The organism is Buttiauxella sp. A111, from assembly GCF_014189855.1.
Lineage (GTDB): Bacteria > Pseudomonadota > Gammaproteobacteria > Enterobacterales > Enterobacteriaceae > Buttiauxella > Buttiauxella selenatireducens.
The window spans coordinates 245543-268143 of the sequence record NZ_BJFN01000005.1; the positions used below are offsets into that span (position 1 = coordinate 245543).

Annotated in this window: 20 protein-coding genes; 16 read left to right on the top strand and 4 right to left on the bottom strand. The window is 45.2% G+C overall.

The genetic code is table 11. The features are described 5' to 3' along the window. Positions 1-15: 15 nt before the first annotated feature. The 4 genes from BSPA111_RS16230 to hycA form a co-directional block, all read right to left on the bottom strand. Positions 16-942 (bottom strand): respiratory chain complex I subunit 1 family protein, encoded by a 927-nt coding sequence (locus BSPA111_RS16230; RefSeq protein ID WP_183272187.1) that lies wholly within the window; start codon positions 940-942, stop codon positions 16-18. 10 nt (positions 943-952) lie between these two features. Beyond that, the gene (gene hycC / locus BSPA111_RS16235; protein ID WP_183272188.1) at positions 953-2761 is read right to left on the bottom strand and encodes a formate hydrogenlyase subunit 3; all 1809 of its coding nucleotides are present in this window, start codon (positions 2759-2761) and stop codon (positions 953-955) included. After that, positions 2758-3363 (bottom strand): 4Fe-4S dicluster domain-containing protein, encoded by a 606-nt coding sequence (locus BSPA111_RS16240; protein WP_183272189.1) that lies wholly within the window; start codon positions 3361-3363, stop codon positions 2758-2760. The genes hycC and BSPA111_RS16240 overlap by 4 nt, the downstream gene beginning before the upstream one ends. A 216-nt stretch (positions 3364-3579) precedes the next feature. Next, a complete protein-coding gene (gene hycA / locus BSPA111_RS16245) occupies positions 3580-4035 on the bottom strand; it encodes a formate hydrogenlyase regulator HycA (protein ID WP_183272190.1) in 456 nt (151 codons plus the stop codon). A 302-nt stretch (positions 4036-4337) separates the two neighbouring features. Here hycA and hypA point away from each other — a divergent pair, with 302 nt between their 5' ends. The 16 genes from hypA (at position 4338) to BSPA111_RS16325 (ending at position 22598) form a co-directional block, all read left to right on the top strand. Continuing rightward, on the top strand, positions 4338-4697 hold the full coding sequence (gene hypA / locus BSPA111_RS16250; protein WP_183272191.1) for a hydrogenase maturation nickel metallochaperone HypA: 360 nt from the start codon (positions 4338-4340) through the stop codon (positions 4695-4697). Further along, the gene (gene hypB, locus BSPA111_RS16255) at positions 4690-5553 is read left to right on the top strand and encodes a hydrogenase nickel incorporation protein HypB (RefSeq protein WP_183272192.1); all 864 of its coding nucleotides are present in this window, start codon (positions 4690-4692) and stop codon (positions 5551-5553) included. The genes hypA and hypB overlap by 8 nt, the downstream gene beginning before the upstream one ends. Further along, positions 5544-5804, top strand: coding sequence for a HypC/HybG/HupF family hydrogenase formation chaperone (locus tag BSPA111_RS16260; protein ID WP_183272366.1), 261 nt, complete (start codon positions 5544-5546; stop codon positions 5802-5804). The genes hypB and BSPA111_RS16260 overlap by 10 nt, the downstream gene beginning before the upstream one ends. Next, positions 5804-6925 carry a hydrogenase formation protein HypD gene (gene hypD / locus BSPA111_RS16265; protein WP_183272367.1) on the top strand — a complete coding sequence of 374 codons (1122 nt, stop codon included), beginning with the start codon at positions 5804-5806 and terminating at the stop codon, positions 6923-6925. Before BSPA111_RS16260 ends, hypD begins: the two co-directional genes overlap by 1 nt. Beyond that, positions 6922-7932, top strand: coding sequence for a hydrogenase expression/formation protein HypE (gene hypE / locus BSPA111_RS16270; protein ID WP_183272193.1), 1011 nt, complete (start codon positions 6922-6924; stop codon positions 7930-7932). Before hypD ends, hypE begins: the two co-directional genes overlap by 4 nt. 148 nt (positions 7933-8080) lie before the next feature. Next, positions 8081-10165 carry a formate hydrogenlyase transcriptional activator FlhA gene (flhA, locus tag BSPA111_RS16275; protein ID WP_183272194.1) on the top strand — a complete coding sequence of 695 codons (2085 nt, stop codon included), beginning with the start codon at positions 8081-8083 and terminating at the stop codon, positions 10163-10165. Positions 10166-10212: 47 nt separating this feature from the next. Continuing rightward, on the top strand, positions 10213-10560 hold the full coding sequence (gene yajD, locus BSPA111_RS16280) for an HNH nuclease YajD (RefSeq protein WP_034460453.1): 348 nt from the start codon (positions 10213-10215) through the stop codon (positions 10558-10560). Between the two features lie 1821 nt (positions 10561-12381). After that, positions 12382-13485 carry a UDP-N-acetylglucosamine--undecaprenyl-phosphate N-acetylglucosaminephosphotransferase gene (wecA, locus tag BSPA111_RS16285; RefSeq protein ID WP_183272195.1) on the top strand — a complete coding sequence of 368 codons (1104 nt, stop codon included), beginning with the start codon at positions 12382-12384 and terminating at the stop codon, positions 13483-13485. A gap of 73 nt (positions 13486-13558) precedes the next feature. Beyond that, the gene (locus BSPA111_RS16290; RefSeq protein WP_183272196.1) at positions 13559-14695 is read left to right on the top strand and encodes a polysaccharide export protein; all 1137 of its coding nucleotides are present in this window, start codon (positions 13559-13561) and stop codon (positions 14693-14695) included. Positions 14696-14697: 2 nt separating this feature from the next. Continuing rightward, on the top strand, positions 14698-15132 hold the full coding sequence (locus BSPA111_RS16295; RefSeq protein WP_183272197.1) for a protein tyrosine phosphatase: 435 nt from the start codon (positions 14698-14700) through the stop codon (positions 15130-15132). 23 nt (positions 15133-15155) lie between these two features. Then, positions 15156-17303: a polysaccharide biosynthesis tyrosine autokinase gene (locus tag BSPA111_RS16300; RefSeq protein WP_183272198.1), complete on the top strand. Its 2148-nt coding sequence runs from the start codon at positions 15156-15158 to the stop codon at positions 17301-17303. Between the two features lie 71 nt (positions 17304-17374). Beyond that, the gene (locus tag BSPA111_RS16305; protein ID WP_183272199.1) at positions 17375-17767 is read left to right on the top strand and encodes an adenylyltransferase/cytidyltransferase family protein; all 393 of its coding nucleotides are present in this window, start codon (positions 17375-17377) and stop codon (positions 17765-17767) included. A gap of 139 nt (positions 17768-17906) precedes the next feature. Next, positions 17907-19151, top strand: a complete 1245-nt coding sequence (locus BSPA111_RS16310; RefSeq protein WP_183272200.1) for an oligosaccharide flippase family protein — start codon at positions 17907-17909, stop codon at positions 19149-19151. A 1-nt stretch (position 19152) separates the two neighbouring features. Then, positions 19153-20358, top strand: coding sequence for a CDP-glycerol glycerophosphotransferase family protein (locus tag BSPA111_RS16315; RefSeq protein WP_183272201.1), 1206 nt, complete (start codon positions 19153-19155; stop codon positions 20356-20358). Positions 20359-20410: 52 nt separating this feature from the next. After that, positions 20411-21739, top strand: a complete 1329-nt coding sequence (locus BSPA111_RS16320) for a hypothetical protein (protein ID WP_183272202.1) — start codon at positions 20411-20413, stop codon at positions 21737-21739. Then, positions 21729-22598: a hypothetical protein gene (locus BSPA111_RS16325; RefSeq protein ID WP_183272203.1), complete on the top strand. Its 870-nt coding sequence runs from the start codon at positions 21729-21731 to the stop codon at positions 22596-22598. Before BSPA111_RS16320 ends, BSPA111_RS16325 begins: the two co-directional genes overlap by 11 nt. The last annotated feature ends 3 nt before the right edge of the window (positions 22599-22601 follow it).

Here is a 22601-nt window from a genome sequence, read left to right on the forward strand (position 1 = left end):
ATAAATTCTCTTAAATCACGCCGCCAGCAAGGAGACGAAGGCTAAAAAGGCAAAGCCAAAACCGGCCCAGGTAATGCGCGAGGTTTCCAGCATCCGCAGGCGCGCCATGCTGTTCTCAAACAGCGCGATAATCAGCACGCCAGCGACCAGTTTGACTGCCGCCAGAACCAGCGCGATGACAAGGCCGCCCCAGCTAAATTCGCTCATCTGGCCCCACGGCAGGAACACGCCGACGAACATTTGCAGCACAACCAATTGCTTGAGGGAAATCCCCCATTTCAGCACCGCAAAACCGGCACCGCTGTATTCGGTCAACGGGCCTTCCTGCAATTCTTGCTCGGCTTCTGCGAGGTCGAACGGCAGTTTGCCCATTTCGATAAACGTGGCGAAAGCACAGGCGGCGAGCGCCAGAATCAGCGTTAAGCTCTGTGCAGTCGGCCAGTGATAGATGGTGGAGGCGATATTGCTGATGTGTGTGCTGCCCGCCACTTGTGCGGCCACCCACAGTCCCAGAATCAGGATCGGCTCAACCAGCACGCCCAGCATCGCTTCACGGCTGGCACCGATGCCGGTAAACGGGCTGCCGGTATCCAGGCCTGCAATCGCGAAGAAGAAACGGGCGATGGCGAACAGGTAAATCAGCGTGATCAAATCGCCCAGCGACGGCAGCGGGGAATAGAGCGTCACCACCGGCAGCGCGGTCGCAATGGTCAGCATCACGCCAACCATCACAAACGGCATCAGGCGGAACACCCAACCGGAAGCGGCTGGCGCCACACTCTGGCGTCTCAGCAATTTGAACAGGTCACGATATTCCTGCATCACGCCAGGCCCGCGGCGGTTGTGCATGCGGGCGCGGGTGACGCGGGTGATACCGGACAACAACGGCGCAACGGCAAACAGCACCAACGCCTGAATCAACGAAAAGAAAATGGTATTCATCTCAGGCTCCTTAAGCGCAAACCGCAACCAGCAACACGGCCAGTTCGATCATCGCCAGGCGACGGAACGTACCGGCAAGGCAATCACACTGCCAGCCAGGCACCCACTTCACCGGGTTGAGGGTTTTGCGCAGTTTCAGCAGTGGCGCGAAGGCCGCTTTCACGGGTTGAGCAAAACCCCCTGCGGTAATCACCATCGCTTGTTCGTGGTCGTAGCCACAAACCCAGGCCGTACCGCGCGTGCGGTTTGGCAGGCGGTCGCCACGGAAAATCACCATCAAAATGAATGGCAGCAGTGGGGAAGCAATCAGCAGCAGGGTGATCATCGGTTGTGAAACGGTGGTGTTGGCGGTTTGCAGCGGCAGTGGGATCGCGTTTTGCAACAGCGGAATCAGCCACGGAGCGGCGACACCGGCAATCACACAACAGGCGGCAAGTGCAGCTACAGACAGGCTCATCAGGAACGGTGCGGAAGTCGCGTTTTCAGCTTCTGGCGTGCGAGGCGCGCCGAGGAAGGTGACGCCATACACTTTCGCCATACACATCACCGCCAGCGCACCGGTAATCGCAAGGCCTACGGCCAGCAATGGGCCTAAGAAACGTGCGATAAACAGCGGCAGGGTGCCGAGATGGAAGAACGACTGGTAAATCACCCATTCGCCCGCAAAGCCGTTCAGCGGCGGCAGGGCGGCCATTGCCATCAGGCCGACCAGCATGGCGATAGAAATCAGCGGCATACGCTTGCCAATTCCGCCCAGTTTTTCGATGTCGCGATGACCGGTACGGAACCACACCGCGCCCGCGCCAAGGAACAGCGTGGTTTTGAACACGCTATGGTTGAACAGGTGATACAAGCCGCCAATCATGCCCAGCGCAATCAGCGTGGATTCGTTCAGCGCAAGACCCATCAGGCCACAGCCAAGGCCGAGCAAAATAATGCCGATATTCTCAAGGGAGTGGTAAGCCAGCAGGCGGTTGATGTTGTGTTCCATCAGCGCGTACAGGCCGCCGATAAACGCGGTAATCATCCCCAGAACCACGACCAGAATGCCCCACCACAACGGCATAGCGTTGCTGATAAGGGAGAAACTCATTATGCCGTACAGGCCAATTTTCAGCACCACGGCGGAGAACAGCGCGGCGGCTGGAGCAGATGCGTTGGCATGAGCCTGTGGCACCCAACCATGGAGCGGAATAATGCCCGCCAGCAAACCAAAACCAATCAGACCGAGCAGCCAAACCACGGAGCTAACCGGTGCGCCATTGGTTAACAGATGCAATTCGGCATAGCTCAGCGTGCCGTACTGTTTCCACAGCATCCAGCACGCCACGGCCAGCAGTACGGTGCCAAGGCGGCCCAGAGCAAACCACAACTGACCGGACTTTTGGCAGCCTGTCAGGAAGTAGCCGCACAGCGCGACGATCTCAGCTAACACAACCAGCATGCCGAGGTTATCGGCAACCAGCGCCGCTACCGCCGCCGCCATCACCAGATTGACCAGCAAGCCGTTGGCTTTTACCGCCTGATGACGGTGCCAGTCGATATTAAACAGCGAGATAAACAGACCAGGCAGACCGAGAGTGACCAGCCACACGCCGTTAAACGCATTGAGCTGGATATTCTGGTGCCAGATTTGCGCCATTCCGCCAAAGCCCGTTAACGCATCGAAGCCCGCAATCAGGACAAGGACAGAGCTGATGGCACCGCCAAGCCCGGCAATAAAACCGCTCACCGGTTTATTAAAAACTGTGATTCCTGCAAGCGTAGCGCTTAGCACAAAACCCATTAGCGCCCAATGAATCAGGATAAATGCACTCATTTTTTTACCTCAGGCTGGGTAAACAAGGTGAGATCGCCAAGCGTGGTGCTCAGGGTCAGTTCACGTTTGCGTTTGCTTGATTTGGCAATGTCGTTGTTATCAACCACACGCAGTGCTTTGGTTGGACAGGTGCGGACACACGCCGGGCCAGCCTCATCAAAGCTGCACAGATCGCACTTCACGGCGATAGCGCGAACGCCTGGCACCCAGTCGAGCAGGGAACTGATACGTGCAGGAGCCGGAGGCGCAGGTGGCGCTTTCGGGCTATTGGCATTCGCAGGGATATGAATTGGGCGGCTACCGGAGAATTCAATCGAGCCAAATGGGCAGGCGATGCCGCACAGTTTGCAGCTTACACACAGGCTTTCGTTGAGCTGTACCGCCCCGTCGATACGGGTGATAGCGTTAACCGGACACACGCCTGCACACGGCGCATCTTCACAGTGATGGCACATTTGCGGGGCGGAATCATTAGCATCACGCATGACTTTCAGGCGTGGCATGGATTGCAGGCCGTGCAGACGGTGCGTTTCGGAGCAAGCCGCCTCACAGGTATGGCAACCCATACAGAGTTTGGAGTCGGCGATTATAAAGCGATTCACCAGTTGTTCCTCTGTTGCTCGTCATACTTCGATTTACAGGTGTGTTGGCTGCACTCACTTGCCTCAGTCACTTACTTAAGTAAGCTCCTGGGGACGCGTTCCTTTGCCGCCGTCCTGTAATTCGAATTATCTAGAGCAACTCATCATTATCATCATTTTTGACGAAACTGTGCCGATGGTTGTCGTTTCGACACTTTTCGACACTCCGCAGAGCCATCAGGCCTGAGCGCTTTGCTGCAGTTGCCCCATCGACACAGGGGTGTCGCTGTGAACCGCGCTATACAGGTTTTCGTAGACCGGACGAATTTTTTCGAGGTAATGCTCGAGAACATTCTCGCGGTTACGGTTGCTGATGCTGTTGTCTATGCGGCCTTCGTCATCAAGGATTGCTTTTGCAATCAATACTCTATCGTCGCCATTACGCTTCTCAACGTAGTACTCGATAGTGTGGCTGTTGAAGCCTTCTGCCAGGCTGACGTGAATGACGAAGTGGTCAAATAAGAAGAAGCGCAGTGAATCGTCAGGATTGCACCCGACTGCATGATGCAGTTTGGCTTTAGAAAGGGTGATCCCCTGAATCAAGCTATTGCAGTATTGCTGCCACTGCGTGAGCAAGCGTTGGTGCTTGTCAGCAATGTATTCGGCTTTTTCACTCAGTTCCCAAATGTTCATTATTAGTTCACTCTGTTTTTGCTGTTGCAGCTACAGAGCACGTTTCGTGCCAATATTGTATTTAGTTGAAATTATTGGTTTTTGTATTGCTAGCTTGCAAATAGCCACAGGAATGACATGTCATTTCGTCATGTTTGACGGGGAGTGACATTTGGCATTGGACGCCCTCACCCCCTCATCCCGACCTTCTCCCCAGGGAGAAGGAGAAACCGGACAATTCCCTCTCCTGGGGGAGAGGGTTAGGGTGAGGGCAGTTTTGGCACCATCCTTGCATTACCTCCACCAGATACCCCGGAGGCAACATGCACGAAATCACCCTCTGCCAACGCGCACTGGAACTCATTGAAGCTCAAGCCCGCCAACATGGCGCGACACGCGTCACCGCCGTCTGGCTGGAAGTCGGCGCTTTCTCATGCGTTGAGCAAAGCGCGCTGGAGTTTTGTTTCGAATTAGTGTGCCGCGACACCCTCGCTGAAGGCTGCCAGCTTCATATCCATCAACAAGAAGCGGAATGCTGGTGCTACGACTGCCAGCAGCACATCACCTTGTTAACGCAGTTGGTTCGGCGTTGTCCGTCGTGCGAGGGCAGCAATTTACGCATCGTTGCAGATGATGGCGTGCAGATTAAGCGTCTGGAAGTAGAGGAGACAAATCATGTGTAGTACTTGTGGTTGCGCTGAAGGCAACTTGTATATAGAAGGCGACGAGCGTAATCCGCACTCCGGTTTTCGCAGCGCACCTTTCGCGCCAGCCGCGCGGGCTTTAACGCCAATCACAGGCGTTAAATTTGCCCCAACCGCTGATGAGCAGGGCGACCTGCATTATGGCCACGGTGCCGCTGGCACCCATGCGCCGGGCATGACTCAGCGCCGCATGTTAGAAATCGAACTCAACGTGCTGGATAAAAACAACCAACTGGCGGTTTACAACCGTGAGCAGTTTGCCAAACAGCAGCAACTGGTGCTGAACCTGGTTTCAAGCCCGGGCTCTGGTAAAACCACCTTGCTGACCGAAAGCTTAAAACGCCTGCACGGTAAAGTGCCTTGCGCGGTGATTGAAGGCGATCAGCAAACTGTGAACGATGCCGCGCGCATTCGTGCCACGGGAACGCCCGCAATTCAGGTGAACACCGGTAAAGGCTGCCACCTCGATGCGCAGATGATCCGTGATGCCATGCAGCGCCTGCCGCTTGAGCGCAACGGCATTCTGTTTATCGAAAACGTCGGCAACCTGGTGTGCCCGGCGAGTTTTGACCTTGGCGAACGCCATAAAGTCGCCGTGCTTTCCGTGACGGAAGGTGAAGACAAGCCGCTGAAGTACCCACATATGTTTGCCGCCTCCTCGCTTATGCTGCTGAATAAAATCGACCTGCTGCCGTATTTGCAGTTCGATGTCGATAAGTGCCTTGATTACGCACGCCAGGTGAACCCGAATATCGAAATCCTGTTGGTTTCCGCAACAAGCGGTGAAGGCATGGATGAATGGCTGAACTGGCTGGAGACGCAGCGATGTGCATAGGCATTCCCGGTCAAATCGTTGAGCGCCTGGCAGACGGCAGCGCCAAAGTGGATGTGTGCGGTATCAAGCGTGACGTTAACCTGATGCTGGTCGGCGATGCGCAAATCGGCCAATGGGTCCTGGTTCACGTCGGTTTTGCGATGGCGATTATTGATGAAGCCGAAGCCCGAGACACCTTAGACGCGTTGCAAAACATGTTTGAAGTGGAACCCGATGTCGGCGGCTTGCTGTTTGGGGAAGAGCGCAGATGATGCACTTTGTTGATGAATACCGCGCGCCGGAAAAAGTGATGCAGCTGATAGATGTGCTGCGTGAACGAGCGCAGAAGCTGACTTACACCGCACAGCATCCGCTGCGGATTATGGAAGTGTGCGGCGGCCATACCCATGCCATCTTTAAGTTTGGCCTCGACCAATTGCTGCCGGAAAATATCGAGTTTATCCACGGCCCTGGCTGCCCGGTTTGCGTGCTGCCGATGGGGCGCATTGATACCTGTATTGAAATCGCCAGCCATCCCGAAGTGATTTTTTGCACCTTTGGCGATGCGATGCGCGTGCCGGGGAAAAATGGCTCGTTGATGCAGGCGAAAGCACGTGGCGCGGATGTGCGCGTGGTTTACTCGCCTATGGACGCGCTGGCTTTAGCGAGCCAGAACCCGGGCCGCAAAGTGGTGTTCTTCGGCCTCGGTTTTGAAACCACCATGCCGACAACCGCCATTACGCTGCAACAAGCCAAAGCGCAGGGCATTAACAATTTCTACTTCTTCTGCCAGCACATTACGCTGATCCCAACGCTGCGCAGTTTGCTAGAGCAGCCCGACAACGGCATTGATGCTTTCCTGGCGCCCGGCCATGTCAGCATGGTGATTGGCACCGAAGCGTATAATTTTATTGCGACACAACATCAACGCCCGCTAGTGGTGGCAGGTTTTGAACCGCTGGATTTATTGCAGGGCGTAGTGATGCTGGTGGAACAAAAAATCCATCAGCACAGTGCCGTGGAAAATCAGTACAAACGCGTGGTGCCGGATGCCGGTAATAATCTTGCTCAGCAGGCGATTGCCGAGGTGTTTACCGTGCGCGGTGATGCCGAATGGCGCGGGCTTGGCACCATCAGTGATTCCGGCGTTCAACTTACCGAAGGCTACCGTCAGTTTGATGCCGAAGACCATTTCAAACCCGCACCGCAACAGGTGTATGACGACCCGTTAGCACGCTGCGGCGACGTGCTTACCGGGCGTTGCAAACCGCATCAGTGCCCGATGTTTGGCAAAACCTGCAATCCGCAAAATGCTTTTGGCGCATTGATGGTCTCGTCCGAAGGGGCATGTGCCGCCTGGTATCAATATCGCGGTCAGGAGAGCGAAGCATGAAAACGATTGAATTAGCCCACGGCAGTGGCGGCCAGGCAATGCAAAAGTTGGTAGCTGACTTGTTTGTGCAAGCGTTTGATAATCCCTGGCTTGCAGAGCAGGAAGATCAGGCGCGTTTGCCGCTGGCTGAACTCACCGCCCACGGCGACCGCTTAGCGTTTTCGACCGATAGCTACGTCATTGACCCGCTATTTTTCCCTGGCGGCGATATTGGCAAGCTCGCCATTTGTGGCACGGCGAACGACGTTGCGGTTAGCGGCGCGACTCCGCGCTGGTTGTCCTGCGGATTCATCCTTGAAGAAGGTCTGCCACTTGAAACATTAGAACGCGTCGTCACCAGCATGGCGGTGACCGCAAAAGCTGCGGGGATTGCGGTTGTGACCGGCGATACCAAAGTGGTGCAGCGTGGAGCGGCGGATAAACTGTTTATCAATACCGCCGGTATAGGCGCGATTCCGGCGGGGTTGGGCTGGGGCGCGCAGCGTATTGGCGCAGGTGATGTACTGATCGTCAGCGGAACGCTGGGTGACCACGGCGCGACTATCCTTAACCTGCGGGAATCGCTGGGTCTGGAAGGCGCGCTGGAAAGTGACTGCGCGGTACTGGCTCCGTTAATCGCGCCATTGCTGAAGATTGCAGGCGTCAAAGCGTTGCGTGATGCGACTCGCGGCGGCGTGAATGCGGTGCTGCATGAGTTTGCGGCATCGAGCGGCTGCGGAATGGAAGTGACTGAAAGCCAATTGCCAATGAATCCGGCGGTGCGTGGCGTGTGTGAGTTGCTGGGTCTCGATGCGCTGAATTTTGCCAACGAAGGTAAGTTGGTGATTGCGGTACAGCGTGACGCGGCCGATGCGGTGCTTGCCGCGTTGCAGTCGCATCCTTTAGGCAAGAATGCCGCGATTATTGGTGATGTTGTCGAACGCAAAGGTGTGCGGGTCGCCGGACTTTACGGCGTAAAACGTTCGTTAGATTTACCCCATTCTGAGCCGCTACCACGGATTTGTTGACCTGAGCCAGGAACGATTTGACGCGCCCGAGCTACACTTAAGCGCAATTTATATGACAAATGTCATCGGGGCCCTCTCCCCAACCTTCTCCCTCAAGAGAGAGGGAGAAAAACGGGCCCTTTAGCCATCATCTTTCTGGATAAGCAACATGCCATACACACCGATGAGTGATCTCGGGCAGCAGGGGCTGTTTGATATAACGCGTACCCTGTTGCAGCAACCTGATCTTCCGGCACTTGCTCACTGCCTGACACAAATGGCAAAACAGAGCGCGCTCGCGGACAGAGTGAATATTCTGCTTTACCATCCATTGCATCAGCGTGTGGCCTTTTATGGCAGGGATCAACACGGTAAAGAACTGCATTACGAAGATGAAATGGTGCTGGCAAATGGGCCAGTGCGGCGCGTGCTTTCACGCCCGGAAGCGCTGTTGTGTTCCCAGGAAGAGTTCAACGACACCTGGCCGCAGGTGATGAACCTTGAGCTGTATGCGCCTTTTGGCCGCTACTGCCTGTTGCCAATGGCGGCAGAGGGGAAAATCCTTGGCGGCTGCGAGTTTATTCGCAATAACGATGTCATCTGGACGGACAAAGAGCTCAATCGCCTGCATACGCTGGCGCAAATTGTCGGGCTGGTGGCCGAGCAAATTCAAAGCCGCATCGACTCAAACCTCGGTTATCAACAGCTGTGCCGCGAACGTGACGACTTCCGTATCCTGGTGGCGGTGACGAATGCAGTGCTTTCTAAGCTCGATCTCGATGAACTGATAAGTGAAGTGGCTCGAGAAATTCACCACTATTTTTCCATCGACTCCATCAGTATTGTCCTGCGTAGCAACCGCAAAGAAAGACTGACCATCTATTCCACCCACTTTGTGGATGAGCAGTCGCCCATCCACGATCAGAGTGATGTCGCCCTGATGGGAACGCTTTCCGAGCGCGTCTTCAAAAGTGGTGAAATGTTGCTGCTCAATCTCCATCATGGTGACCAACTTGCGCCGTATGAGCGCATGCTGTTTGAAATGTGGGGCAACCAAATCCAGACTTTGTGCCTGCTGCCGCTCACGTTTGGCAACAACATGCTCGGCGTGTTGAAACTGGCGCAATGCGAGGCGGGAGTCTTTACTCCGCAAAATCTCAAGCTGCTGCGCCAGATTGCTGAGCGTATCGCTATCGCGGTGGATAACGCGCTGGCGTATCAGGAAATCAATCGCTTAAAAGAGAATCTCGTCGACGAAAACCTCTACCTCACCGAGCAAATCAATAATGTCGCCAGTGATTTTGGCGAGATTATTGGCCGCAGCGACGTGATGTCGAACGTGCTCAAGCAAGTCGATATGGTGGCAAAAAGCGACAGTACGGTGCTGATCCTCGGTGAAACTGGCACCGGTAAAGAACTGATTGCACGGGCGATTCATAACCTGAGCGAACGTAATAGCCGCCGGATGGTGAAAATAAACTGTGCCGCGATGCCTGCAGGATTGCTGGAAAGTGACCTGTTCGGCCACGAACGCGGTGCGTTTACTGGCGCCAATACCCAGCGTATCGGGCGGTTTGAGCTTGCGGACAAAAGCTCGATGTTTCTTGATGAAGTCGGCGATATGCCACTGGAGCTGCAACCTAAACTGTTACGCGTGCTACAAGAGCAAGAATTTGAGCGGCTCGGCAGCAACAAAGTACAGCAGGTGGATGTGCGCTTAATTGCGGCGACCAACCGCAATCTTAAAGAGATGGTGGCCGAGCGTGAGTTTCGTAGCGACCTCTATTATCGCCTGAACGTGTTCCCAATCATGCTGCCACCGCTGCGTGAGCGCCCGGAAGACATTCCGTTGCTGGTGAAATCCTTCACCTTTAAAATCGCCCATCGCATGAACCGCAACATTGACAGTATTCCGGCGGAAACCTTGCGCGCGCTAAGCCGTATGGACTGGCCGGGTAACGTACGTGAGCTGGAAAATGTGATTGAACGTGCGGTGCTGCTTACGCGTGGCAATGTGCTGCATCTTTCTTTGCCAGAAATGGACTATCACCGGGCGGAAGAAAAAGCGCTGCCAGCTATGGTGAGTGAGGAAATTCGTGAAGGGGAAGATGAAGCGCAGAGAATTTTGCGTGTGCTGAAAGAAACCAACGGGGTGGTCGCCGGCCCGCGTGGTGCGGCGCAGCGGCTCGGACTCAAGCGCACGACGTTGCTTTCACGGATGAAACGTTTGGGGATTGATAAAGAGGGGATTTAGTTTGAAACTAGCTTTAGTCCACTCTTTTTATCAGGTAAACATCAATCATGGCTCTGATCCCGAAAAACTACACGCGGCTGGAAAGCGGCTACCGTGAAAAAGCGTTAAAAATCTATCCGTGGGTATGCGGGCGTTGTTCACGTGAGTTTGTGTATTCAAACCTGCGTGAGCTGACGGTTCACCATATCGACCACGACCACACCAATAACCCGGAAGATGGCAGTAACTGGGAGCTGTTGTGCCTGTATTGCCATGACCACGAGCACTCGAAGTACACCGAAGCTGACCAATATGGCACGACCGTAGTGGCTGGTGAGGACGCGCAAAAAGATGTCGGCGAGGCGACCTATAATCCGTTTGCGGATTTAAAGTCGATGTTGAACAAGAAGAAGTAGTTATCTGGAGGGCAATGTAAACGTTGCCCTCTTTTTTAGTTTCCGCCTGATTTCCCATCCCTTGCTGTCTTCGCCAGTCGTTCCGCCAACCCCTCTGCAAATCGCCACATAATCTCCTCCTGCACCTGAATCACCCTTCCAGTAAAGCTGAGCAGCAACACTGCTCACCACACCACTGTTGTCAAGAAGCGGTCAGCACGAGGAAGGGTAGGCGGCCAGGCTCATGGAACACCCCATAATCAATAGAAAGTCAGTTTTTATGCAGATGGGCGTTCTGGGGCTGGAATGTCCATAAATACCCATAATTAACTCAGTAAATGCGCATGCTATCCATGGAATAAGTGAAGTTTTATTTGGCAATTCTTGCGATTGTCATGGTGCTGTAATGATTATTTATGGGCATTAGCAGGACAATAGAGGGGATTACGCGTATTTCTTCAGGTTTGTTCTATCCTGCGCAGAAAATAACCTGAGGAAATTATAAGGTTTAAATTCTCATGATGTTATGCATTTATATCATAATATGCTGAATATTATAGTATTTTCGTTTGAGATTGGACGAAATAAAATGAGCATTCACGCGCGTAAAATGAGTGCTCCTTTCATTGGTCAAAAAAAATTTTAAAAAAACTATAATACGGCTAATTAATAATAAAATTCCTGAGCATTCTTAAAAAATCTTATTATTTTTAGGAATTTTCGCACCTCAAACGAACGATCTCGAGTAGCAGATAACTGCGGGATTTCCATCATCCAAATGGTTTTATTTTCAATTTAATAAAAATTTGTCAGTCGTTTAATGCAGTTTGTCAGTATATGTATGCCCATGGAGGGCGCAGGGTCTTCAGCGCCTTCATATACAGGCCGCTAGCCGCTTCATTCCTAAGGTAAAATCTTCAAGATTTCAGGAAAAAATGTCAGAAATATATTTTTACATCATGTGTTTTTTGCAGAAATTGAACAGACTCAATGTAATATTTTATGAAAATATAATTAAACCAGTTGGTTAAATAGTCACACAAATAACAAACCAAAGTTATCACTATGCTTTATCTGACATAAATATGTTTTATATCAAATGGTTGGCTCTTAATTGCGCTCTGATTCAGAGCTTTTGTTTTCTAAATTTCCAAATTCACATTTTCAATTTTTAGCTCATGCCAGATCGGATTAATCCGATAGCATGCATTCATAGCACGAATAGATAAAAGTAATTTTATGATTCATGTCCACCCATATTTATGGGTGGTTATTTTTTGTCATTTGGATAATATAATTAATTATTACTCTTTATATCTCCATTAAGTACGCTTTATCTTGTGTGATGTTTCATTTTTTGTGAAATGTTTTTTGTTATTAAAGTGGTTTAAGTGAAGTTATTTTGATGTGAAAATTTGAAGATTATTTAATTATAATAAACATGACTAATGGTTACGCACGAAAGTACTTTTTAAAGAATCAATTTTGTTTAATTAAATCTTTTTTTAATAATTTAATGATGATTAAGTAATCACTGTCTAATTTATTAACAACACGATACCTAATCTTATAAGTTATTGTTTTTAATGATAAAAATGTAATAACAATAAGGGATTATAACGAAAATTAATATATTCACTGCTAATAAGACCCGGTGGGTGTGATTTTTGACCTGAAAAATTAGACGTAATAGAATACTTTCGCCTCAGAATTATCCCATGTTAATTGTATGTATTGACATGGTGACTTATGTGCACATTTTATGAATTTCACTAGTGGTATGTGGATATTTTCGCATTCGCCATGGGCGGTAGCGTGGCTAAAAAGAAATAAGGTATAACCATGAGTAAAGAAATTATCATCATGTTTTCTACAGCGATGACATTCCTCCTCCTCGCTCGCCTGGTTGCCTTAAAATGCGGTCTGGTCGACAAGCCCGGTGGGCGTAAGCAACACAAAGGGGAAATCCCCCTGGTCGGCGGGATCTCTTTCTACTGCGCAATAGTGATGTTCTACCTGTTCTGGCCTGAAGTTCTGCCGCACACTGAAGCGCATTTTCTTCCCTACTTATTGAGCATCTCTTTACTGCTGTTTGTCGGTATTGCGGATGACCGCTTCGACCTGCCTGTAGTGCCGCGTGTTTTCATCCAGGCGCTGTCCGCGGTCGTCATCATGGTTGACGGCTTCTACCTCCAGACATTCGGCAAGGTTCTGGGTCAATACGAGTTACTGCTCGGCCCAATCGGTTACCTGGTGACGCTGTTCGCCACCTGGGCTGCCATCAATGCTTTCAACATGGTTGATGGCGTGGATGGGTTACTTGGTTCCGTCGCGAGTGCGACATTTGCCGCATTGATGGTGGCTTTCATGCTGGCAGGGGCACATACGCGAGCCATGTGGTGCCTGCTGATGATTGTTGCCCTGATCCCTTATTTGATGTTCAACATGGGGTTGGTAGTCAGTAAGCGTTTGAAAGTATTCATGGGTGATGCGGGCAGCATGGTGATTGGCTTCACTATGCTGTGGCTCATTATTCTCGGTACCCAGGGTGACGACGCTGTGATGGCCCCAGTAAGCGCATTGTGGATGATAGCGCTGCCGCTCATGGACATGGTGACCATCATGGTGCGTCGCCTCCGCCGTGGGCAAAGTCCATTCCATCCTGACCGCGATCATTTGCACCATATTTTAATGCGTAGTGGGTTAACGGGCCGCCAGACGGTAGGGGTTATGACCCTGCTAACAGCAACATTTGCCGGCTTCGGGATTGTACTTTCCCAGCTTGGCACACCTGAGTGGCTCTCATTGATTGCGTTCCTCGTTCTGTTTAGTGGCTATTTTGTCACTAACAACAGGCTGCAAAAACGCAACCCGGATTTAAGAAAGAAACACAACTCGCCTCATAAAATTACAGTTAACGGTGACTTGCCTGCGAGCAACCGCTAACCCCCCGATTTCTCTTTGTATAAAAGCCCAGCGCTGCTGGGTTTTACACTATTAAATCAATCAAGTGACCATAATGATGACTGTAAAATTAGCAGCTGTTCCGTTATTGATTTCAGCTGCTTTACTGAGTGGCTGTACTATCATTCCAGGCAGCAATCTCACCACTTCCGGCAAGACCATCGTCAATAAAGACGACACCAGCGCTAACATCAACGACAAAGTTAACGTCTATACCGTTACCCCAAAGCTGATCGAATCCCTGAGCTCTGCTCCGGTTGTGGCGCGTACCAACCCGAAGCTGGAAGATGAAGTTCAGAACTACCAATACCGCATTGGTGTGGGCGACGTGCTGATGGTCACCGTGTGGGATCACCCGGAACTGACCACTCCCGCAGGCCAATATCGTAGCGCTTCCGACACCGGTAACTGGGTGCAATCAGACGGCACGATTTTCTACCCGTACGCGGGCAAGGTAAAAGTCGTTGGCCGCACACTGACCCAACTGCGCGAAGAGCTGACCGATAAACTGGCGGCTTACATTGAAACCCCTCAGATTGACATCAGCGTTGCCGCATTCCGCTCGCAAAAAGCGTATGTAACGGGTGAAGTTGTGCGTTCTGGCCAGCAGGCCATTACCAACGTGCCATTAACCATTATGGATGCGATTAACCAGGCCGGCGGCCTGGGCGAAAGTGCTGACTGGAACAACGCGGTGCTGACCCACAATGGCAAAGACGAGCGAATCTCTCTCCAGGCGCTGATGAAAAACGGCGACCTGCAACAAAACCGCCTGCTGTACAACGGCGACATTCTGTATGTTCCGCGCAACGATGACCTGAAAGTGTTCGTAATGGGTGAAGTGAAGAAACAGACCACCCTGAAAATGGACCGCAGTGGTATGACTCTGACCGAAGCGCTGGGCAATGCGGAAGGTATCGACCAGATGAGCTCTGACGCGACCGGGATTTTCGTTATCCGTTCCAACCGTGGGAAAGACGCCAGCGGCAAGATTGCCAACGTCTACCAGTTGAATGTTTCTGATGCTACCGCGCTGGTGATGGGAACTGAATTCAAACTACAACCGTATGACATTGTGTATGTCACTACCGCACCACTTACCCGATGGAACCGCGTAATAAGCCAGCTAGTACCAACCATTTCTGGGGTTCACGACCTGACCGAATCCGCTCATTTAATTAAGGTCTGGTAACTATGTTTGATTCTATTTTAGTGGTTTGCATTGGCAATATTTGCCGCTCCCCGACCGGGGAGCGTTTAATGCGCCAGGCCCTGCCTGGTAAAAAGATTGATTCCGCGGGGCTGGGTGCATTGGTAGGGGAAGGGGCGAATGCCATGGCTGCTGAAGTCGCCGCCGAGCATGGGCTATCGCTTGATGGACATTGCGCGCAGGCTTTTTCATCAAGCCTTGCAATGCAATACGACCTGATTCTGGTTATGGAAAAATCCCACCTCGAGCGTATTAAGAAAAGCTATCCAGAAGTGAGTGGCAAAACCATGTTATTTGGCCACTGGCAAAATCAGCTGGAAATCGGCGACCCGTATAAGAAAAGCCGTGAAATGTACCAACTGGTTTATACACAACTAGCCCAAAGCACCGCGCGTTGGGTCCTGGCGTTAAAGAAATAGACACCGTAAAGAGATGCCGTTAAATGTCAGAACAAAGTCAAACTATTAACAAAAAAAGCAACAATGAAAAAGAAGTATCACTACGTGAGATGATTGGGGTACTGGTTGATAACAAATGGAAAGTGATTGTTACAACGACACTTTTCTTCATTATCAGTATTTCTTATGCACTTTTAGCAACGCCTATATATAGCGGCAGTGCATTGATTCAGGTGGAACAAAATACTGGGGATAGCATGTTAAGCAAAATCTCAGACATGCTTCCAATGGCTGGCGGAAAACCAGCTTCACAGACAGAAATTGGTCTTCTAAAATCGCGTATGGTTTTAGGACAAACTGTAGACGATTTAAGTCTTGATACTGTTATAGAGGAAAAATATTTTCCACTTTTGGGAAAGGGTCTTTCAAGATTAGAAGGGAAGAAAAAAAGCAATATTGCAATCTCCCGTCTAGTTCTACCAGAAGATTTACTAGATAAAGTATTTACCCTTTCTATAATTTCTCCCTCAACTTATGAAGTTAGGATTGGCAACGATGTCATAACTGGTAAACTAGGGAAACTATTGATTAAAGATGATATTAATCTATTAGTAAGTGGTATAGATGCTGCTGTAGGCACAACCTTTAATGTTGTAAAACAATCAAAATTGACAGCAATTAATGAATTGGGGAAAAAGTTCACTGTCGTTGAACAAAATAAAGATAGTGGTCTATTACTATTAACTTATAAAGATGAATCTATCAAACATGCAACACAGGTGCTAAATAGTATCAGTAATAATTATCTGCAACAGAATGTAAGTCGTAAATCTGAAGAAGCTGCAAAAAGCCTTGAATTTTTAAAGGAACAGTTGCCTGTAATTCGAGGTAGACTGGATGAGGCAGAGAATCGCTTAAATATGTATCGTCAACAGAATGAATCTGTTGATTTATCATTAGAAGCAAAATCTCTACTTGATAGTACCGTTTCACTGGAAACGCAGTTAAATGAATTGACATTTAAAGAAGCTGAAATCTCAAAGCTGTATACTAAAGATCACCCTGCATATCGTACTCTTCTTGAAAAAAAATCAGTTCTTCAAAAAGAAAAAGATAAACTGAATGTCCGTATTGGTAATATGCCAAAAACTCAACAGGAAATATTAAGCCTTACTCGAGATGTTCAGTCTGGGCAGGAAGTATATATGCTCTTGCTGAATAAACAGCAAGAGCTTAGTATCAACAAAGCGAGTACTGTTGGGAATGTACGCATAATTGACAATGCTTTAGCTGATACTAAGCCTGTTGCCCCTAATAAAATACTGATAGTAGTAATTGGTTTGATTTCTGGGCTGTTAATCTCAACAGGATATATCCTCCTACTCAAATTCTTGCATAATGGATTGGAAAGCAGTGAAGATATTGAAAGTTTAGGGATGAATGTTTACGCTTCAGTACCAGTTTCCAACTGGTTAAAAGATAAGAATGTTCTTTTAAGGAACAAACGTAAAATTATTCGTTCTACAACCTTTTTAGCAAAAGAAAACCCTAGTGATTTAGCTGTGGAAGCTCTGAGAAGCCTTCGAACCAGCCTGCACTTTGCAATGATACAGGCTAAAAATAATATTATTCTAATTTCTGGAGCAACACCGGAGGCAGGTAAGACTTTCGTCAGCAGCAATTTGGGGGCTGTCATAGCCCAGGCTGGTAAAAAGGTATTGTTGATAGATGCAGATATGCGTAAAGGACAGATGCATTATGTTTTAAATTGTAATGATCGAGTAGGGCTTTCTTCAGTGCTAAGTAAGCAGGTAGAATTTACAGATGCAGTGCAGGATACTTCGATCGAAGGACTTGATTTTATGTCGCGTGGCCAAATTCCGCCAAATCCTTCCGAATTACTTATGAGTGAGGACCTTAATGTATTGCTTATCTGGGCATCCAAACATTACGACTTAGTCATTGTTGACACACCTCCAATTCTCGCAGTATCAGATGCATGTATTACTGCAAAGTACGCGGGGACTATAATGTTAGTTGCACGTTTTCATACTAATACACTTAAAGAAATTGAAGTTGCGGCGCGCCGTTTTGAGAAAAATGATTTAGTAATAAATGGAGTTATTTTTAACGGTGTAGAAAAACGAGCGGCAAATTATTACGAATATGGAGCATACAAATATTATTCATAGGGTATTCATAAAGTCAGTGATCATAGCTATTACTATTTAACCATGGCGTTAAAGCATATAAAGGAGGGGGAGTGGGAAGAATTATCACATTTGGAACGTTTGATGTATTTCATGTAGGGCATGTTAATATATTAAAACGAGCGGCTGAGCTTGGAGAGCATTTGATTGTCGGTGTCTCGTCAGATGAATTAAACTATTCAAAGAAAAATAGGTACCCAATTTACTCTCAGTCTGACCGAACAACGATAATTTCATCGCTGAAGTTTGTGAATGAAGTTTTTATTGAGGAGTCATTGGAGAAAAAAATAGAGTACATAAAAGAACATAAAGCAGATATATTAGTTATGGGTGATGATTGGGAGGGGCGATTTGATTGGGTTAAAAGTGCTTGTGAAGTAATATATTTACCAAGAACTCCTTCAATTTCGACAACGGAAATTATTGAAATAGTGAAGACTATTTAAATTAATAATACGTGATGGAGTTTTTTCTATTAATGTATTGGCAACGATTCTAAACTTTACTGGGAATAGAGCCAATGACAGGCATGATTAACTAAGAATCATTGGTGTAATTACATTGTAATGTTTTGTATGGACGCCCTTGAATTGGCAATTAAAAATGGTTCAAGTTTTGAGTAACAAAAAATCACTAATAAAGAATATATTTTTACTATTTGCATTGCAGTTCTTTAACTATGTTGCACCATTTTTAATTTTGCCATACTTGGCAAGGTCTTTTTCTGTTGTGACATTTGGGAGTTATATTTATTATATTACAATAGCACAGTTTTTGGCTATTTTTATTGGTCTAGGATTCGACTTGTCTGCACCAAGAAGAATATGCAAAGTAAATAGTGAATTTTTAAATAATTATGTGTCAGTGGTTTACTGTCTAAAACTCATCGCATTAATTTTTTCGAATGTAGTTATAGTTATTTTTCTACTAATAGTTGGAAAGTACGAAAGCGTAATGATGTTCTCACTGTTTATTACAGGTTTAGGGCTAACTCTCACCCCTCAATGGTTTTTTAGTAGCGTTCAAAGAATGGGGGTTGTAAGTTTAGCTGGCATAGCTACAAAAGCAATGTTTCTATGCTTTGTATATGCATTCATTAAAAATGATGAAGATCTACATATATTGTATTTTTTGTATTCTGTGTCATTCCTTCTTCCTGGTATATTTTGTTCTGTGTATTTAAAGACGAGCTATAATATAAAATTAAAAATTAGGAAGAATATGCTGGTGTTAATCTTTAAAGATACGATTGATTTTTTTATATCTCGCTTAGTTGTTTCATTGTATACAACAAGTTGTGGGCTTATAATAGGAACTCTAAAGGGGGCTTATTCATTATCAATATACTCTGTTTCAGAAAAATTATATCTAGCCGCTCAATCACTAATCTATCCTGTGACGAATTCATTGTACCCATACATTTCACAGCAGCAAAATAAACGGTTTGCAATTCTAGTTTTTTATTGTGGGGTTATTATTTCTTGCATTGGAGTTATAGCTGGCTGCTTTATATCAAGGGATGTATTGTTATTTGTATTCGGCGAAAAATATCTTCAAAGCAATGATGTTTTAAAAGTATTTATATTTACACTAGGCGTCACTTTCCCTTCAGTTATACTTGGGTACCCAATATTGTCCTCGTTTAAATTATCTAAGTATACTAATAAAAGTGTTTACTATGGAGCTGTAATATTTTTTATTTCGATTACTTATTTTATTATAACAAACACTTTATCTCCAGTTACTATGGCTTCTTGTGTGTTACTTTCAGAAACTATAGTGTTTTTATACAGGCTTGGTGTTTTTTACACTAAATTTATCAGGGTTTAGAATGAAGTTAATAGTTAAAATTATGCTCTTATGGCCGATGTATTTCTTGATTGGTTTTTTTTCCAGAAATAAAAAAATATGGTGCTTTGGGAGTTATAAAAATAAATTCAATGACAACACTAAGTATGCATATATTAAATGTAGTTATAAGTACCCTGATGTAAAATGCTATTGGGTTACTGATGATAATGAATTGATAACAGAACTTTCAAAAATAGGATTGCATGCAGTTAAAAGGAGGAGTTTGCGAGGATTATATATAATGTCACGGGCTTGCGTATATTTTGTATCCTCATATACTACCGATATCTTTTTCTGGACATCAAATCGTTGTTATTATGTAAACTTATGGCATGGTTTACCTTTAAAAAAGATAGAGTATGATATCGATAATGGGCCATTATGTGATAAGTATAATAGTAACAGTGTAATAAAAAAATTTCTGTACAAGGTTAAAGAACCTGAGTGTTTTAAGCAACCTAATTTGATGTTTGCGCCTAGTGATTTTTGGGTAAATATTTTATCAAAAGCCTTTAATATTGGTAGTGAGAGGTTCATACGATGTGGTTCACCTCGTACAGATGTTTTCTTTGAAAAAAAACTAACTAGATTGAATGATGTGAACTACGAGGAAAAATTTCATTTAAAACTTAAAGCGAAACAATTCAAAAATATTTTATTAATGCCAACTTTTAGAGATAGTGGTGTTGACTACTTTCAAATGGCTAAGTTTAATTTTGGAATTATGGAAGAATTTCTAAGATATAATAGCTGTCAGTTATACGTAAAGTTACATCCTAGTGATAATCACTCCAAAGCAATTGATTTTTCTATCTATAAACATATTCATCTTATCAGCGAAGAAATTGATGATATATACCCTTATTTAAGTGCCTTTGATCTATTAATTACAGATTACTCATCAATATATCTCGATTATATTTTGTTGAATAAAGAAATTTTATTCTATTGTTTTGATTTAAATGATTACATGCTTAATTCTCGAAGCCTTTATTTCAATTATGAGGAGTTTACCCCAGGTTATAAAGCTAGGGATTTTGAACAATTGATGTCCAGAATAAATGATTTCGTAGTGAAGGATATTCGTTATGATAGAACTGTTTTCATAAGTGAATATTTTTCTAGTGATGACTCTTATATTAATTCTGATGCAATATATGAGCATGTCAGAAAAGTTCATAGTTGATAATACATTTGGAGATGAGAGTTGTTGATTGTTGCAATAATATAGGCTGCATATGGCAAAGCAATATTTTAATTTTTTTTTGAGATTGATATCTATATTAATCTTTATTTACGCCGTGATTTGTGATTTGAACAATGATTTCAATTTTCATTTAACCATTCCTTTGTTTGTCGCAATATATATATTTTTCTTATTGTCTAGATTTTCAGATGATAAACCATTCTTATCAACATTTTCTTTTTGGTTCATCACTTTTTTCTTCTTGTATGGAGTGATATGGCCTATTTTTTACTTTTATTTCAATTTTTCATTTTTCTCTTCATATTATGATGAGTTTTCTAATTTATATACATTAAACTCTTCACTTATTTCATTCTCATTATTCGTGATTTTATTTTCTTTTACACTGAAAGAAACTAATGCTCAGTATACAGTTGTAAGTAAAAATATTGACTTAAGAAAACTACCATTATTATATGCTTATTCAACCATTATATTTTCAGTTGTTGCAATCACTTATTATTCAAATAACTTAGCAATCTTTGCTTTAAGTGGGCAAGATAGAATAGCTATTAAAGATTACGTGAATGTTGATTTTTGGTATTTTCTGGGTAGTGTATCTTCTGCATCATCAATTTTTGTTTTTACAAAACTTTATAGTATAAAAGCAGTAAGAAAGCATTTTTATATTATTATGTTTTTATGTTCCTTTTATTTTTTACTGGATTTATCTATTGGAGGGCGAAAGTTTCTTATTTATTTTACCATTATTGTCATCTACCAACTCAGTCGAAGTAACCAACTCAAACCATTTAAACTGTTACTTATTTTGTCACCTGTTGTTTTGGCAATGGCGTCAAGGGGGGCTATGGATAAGGTTGCTTGGGGTGAAAGAAGTTTTATTGATTTTATCTCCGGGTATGCCGGTGAGTTTATTTTCACAAATATTACTTCTGCGATAACGGTATATTCAAATTTCACATCTTGTAATATTTACTCTACTCCAATTAACCCCTATTTATCATGGGTTTTTTACTTGGTGCCTCGAGATGTTTTCTTGAATAAACCATATTCTGTCGCTATGAATTTTTCATCATACATGGATGTTAATATGGGGTTTGCATTAACGCCATTAACTGAATCTTTATGTGCTTTTAAATATCTAGGTCCATATGTGTTCCCTCTATTATTCACAGGGACTTTTTTTATCATCTACAAGTTATCAAAGAAATGGTCCTTTCTCTATATACTTCTGCTGAGTATGGTAATGGATATCAATAGAGGTGAGTATTCATATTTTATAACAAGTTATCTTTCCATGGTGTTATTTTGGGTGCTATTAGAAAGGTTGACAAAAATAGGTGGGGGAGATGAAAAGTAAAGTGTTTGTAATCTTAACTAGCGATGGAAGAAGAGTTGATGAGCTGAGAAAGCTTGCTAGCACTATAGTTTTTTTTGATAATGCCAAAGTTATTTTTGTTAATCAATCTAATGAACATGAATTAGTTGAACATATTTTCAATGAAAATAAATTAAGTTATGATTCTATTTATGTAGGTGAGGTTATTCCCTTATCTATTGCGAGGAATATTGCTTTAAATCATATTAGAAAAGAATGTAACCCACAGCCTACTGATAAAATATTGTTTTCTGACGATGATTGTCATTATAGTAAAGAATTTGCCTCTTATGTAAACCAATTATGCATTGAGCAAGTTACTATTTGTCCCGTGGTATCGGATATATTATTTGAAAGGTTTACGCCGAAAGGTGTGAAAAAAATAGTTAAAAGCACTGAAATACGACTTCAGGATATTATGTTCTATGCTTGCTCTATATCCATTATTCTCCCTTATAAGTATGCTAATGGATTAGAATTTAATGAAAAGCTAGGGCTTGGTAATATAATAAACCAAGGCGAAGAAACTGATTATTTGGAAAGGATTATTTTAAAGTTCAATCCTAGAGTTTTTTATAAGCATGATTGCTTTGTTTTTCATCCAAGGAAAAATGATTATAACCCACATGTTTTCTTTTCCTTATCATATTTCTTAAGCAATAAACTTATTAATTCAAATCTCAAAGGTATGTATTTTAAGTATTCTATTTTATTTTATTTTAAATATCTTTTTGCCTTTGGGGTGTTAATTTTTAACTCTAGAAAAAGAGCGATTTTTTTTAGTTGTCTAAAAGGCATTTTTTTAGGGGTGAAGGACATTTACTCTGTTTATTTAAAATAATTA

Excerpts from the sequence above, each read along its gene's own strand:
- BSPA111_RS16230 (WP_183272187.1), bottom strand. The coding sequence starts at position 942 with ATGAATACCATTTTCTTTTCGTTGATTCAGGCGTTGGTGCTGTTTGCC.
- hycC (WP_183272188.1), bottom strand. The coding sequence starts at position 2,761 with ATGAGTGCATTTATCCTGATTCATTGGGCGCTAATGGGTTTTGTGCTA.
- hycA (WP_183272190.1), bottom strand. The coding sequence starts at position 4,035 with ATGAACATTTGGGAACTGAGTGAAAAAGCCGAATACATTGCTGACAAG.
- hypA (WP_183272191.1), top strand. The coding sequence starts at position 4,338 with ATGCACGAAATCACCCTCTGCCAACGCGCACTGGAACTCATTGAAGCT.
- hypB (WP_183272192.1), top strand. The coding sequence starts at position 4,690 with ATGTGTAGTACTTGTGGTTGCGCTGAAGGCAACTTGTATATAGAAGGC.
- BSPA111_RS16260 (WP_183272366.1), top strand. The coding sequence starts at position 5,544 with ATGTGCATAGGCATTCCCGGTCAAATCGTTGAGCGCCTGGCAGACGGC.
- hypD (WP_183272367.1), top strand. The coding sequence starts at position 5,804 with ATGCACTTTGTTGATGAATACCGCGCGCCGGAAAAAGTGATGCAGCTG.
- hypE (WP_183272193.1), top strand. The coding sequence starts at position 6,922 with ATGAAAACGATTGAATTAGCCCACGGCAGTGGCGGCCAGGCAATGCAA.
- flhA (WP_183272194.1), top strand. The coding sequence starts at position 8,081 with ATGCCATACACACCGATGAGTGATCTCGGGCAGCAGGGGCTGTTTGAT.
- yajD (WP_034460453.1), top strand. The coding sequence starts at position 10,213 with ATGGCTCTGATCCCGAAAAACTACACGCGGCTGGAAAGCGGCTACCGT.
- wecA (WP_183272195.1), top strand. The coding sequence starts at position 12,382 with ATGAGTAAAGAAATTATCATCATGTTTTCTACAGCGATGACATTCCTC.
- BSPA111_RS16290 (WP_183272196.1), top strand. The coding sequence starts at position 13,559 with ATGATGACTGTAAAATTAGCAGCTGTTCCGTTATTGATTTCAGCTGCT.
- BSPA111_RS16295 (WP_183272197.1), top strand. The coding sequence starts at position 14,698 with ATGTTTGATTCTATTTTAGTGGTTTGCATTGGCAATATTTGCCGCTCC.
- BSPA111_RS16300 (WP_183272198.1), top strand. The coding sequence starts at position 15,156 with ATGTCAGAACAAAGTCAAACTATTAACAAAAAAAGCAACAATGAAAAA.
- BSPA111_RS16315 (WP_183272201.1), top strand. The coding sequence starts at position 19,153 with ATGAAGTTAATAGTTAAAATTATGCTCTTATGGCCGATGTATTTCTTG.
- BSPA111_RS16320 (WP_183272202.1), top strand. The coding sequence starts at position 20,411 with ATGGCAAAGCAATATTTTAATTTTTTTTTGAGATTGATATCTATATTA.
- BSPA111_RS16325 (WP_183272203.1), top strand. The coding sequence starts at position 21,729 with ATGAAAAGTAAAGTGTTTGTAATCTTAACTAGCGATGGAAGAAGAGTT.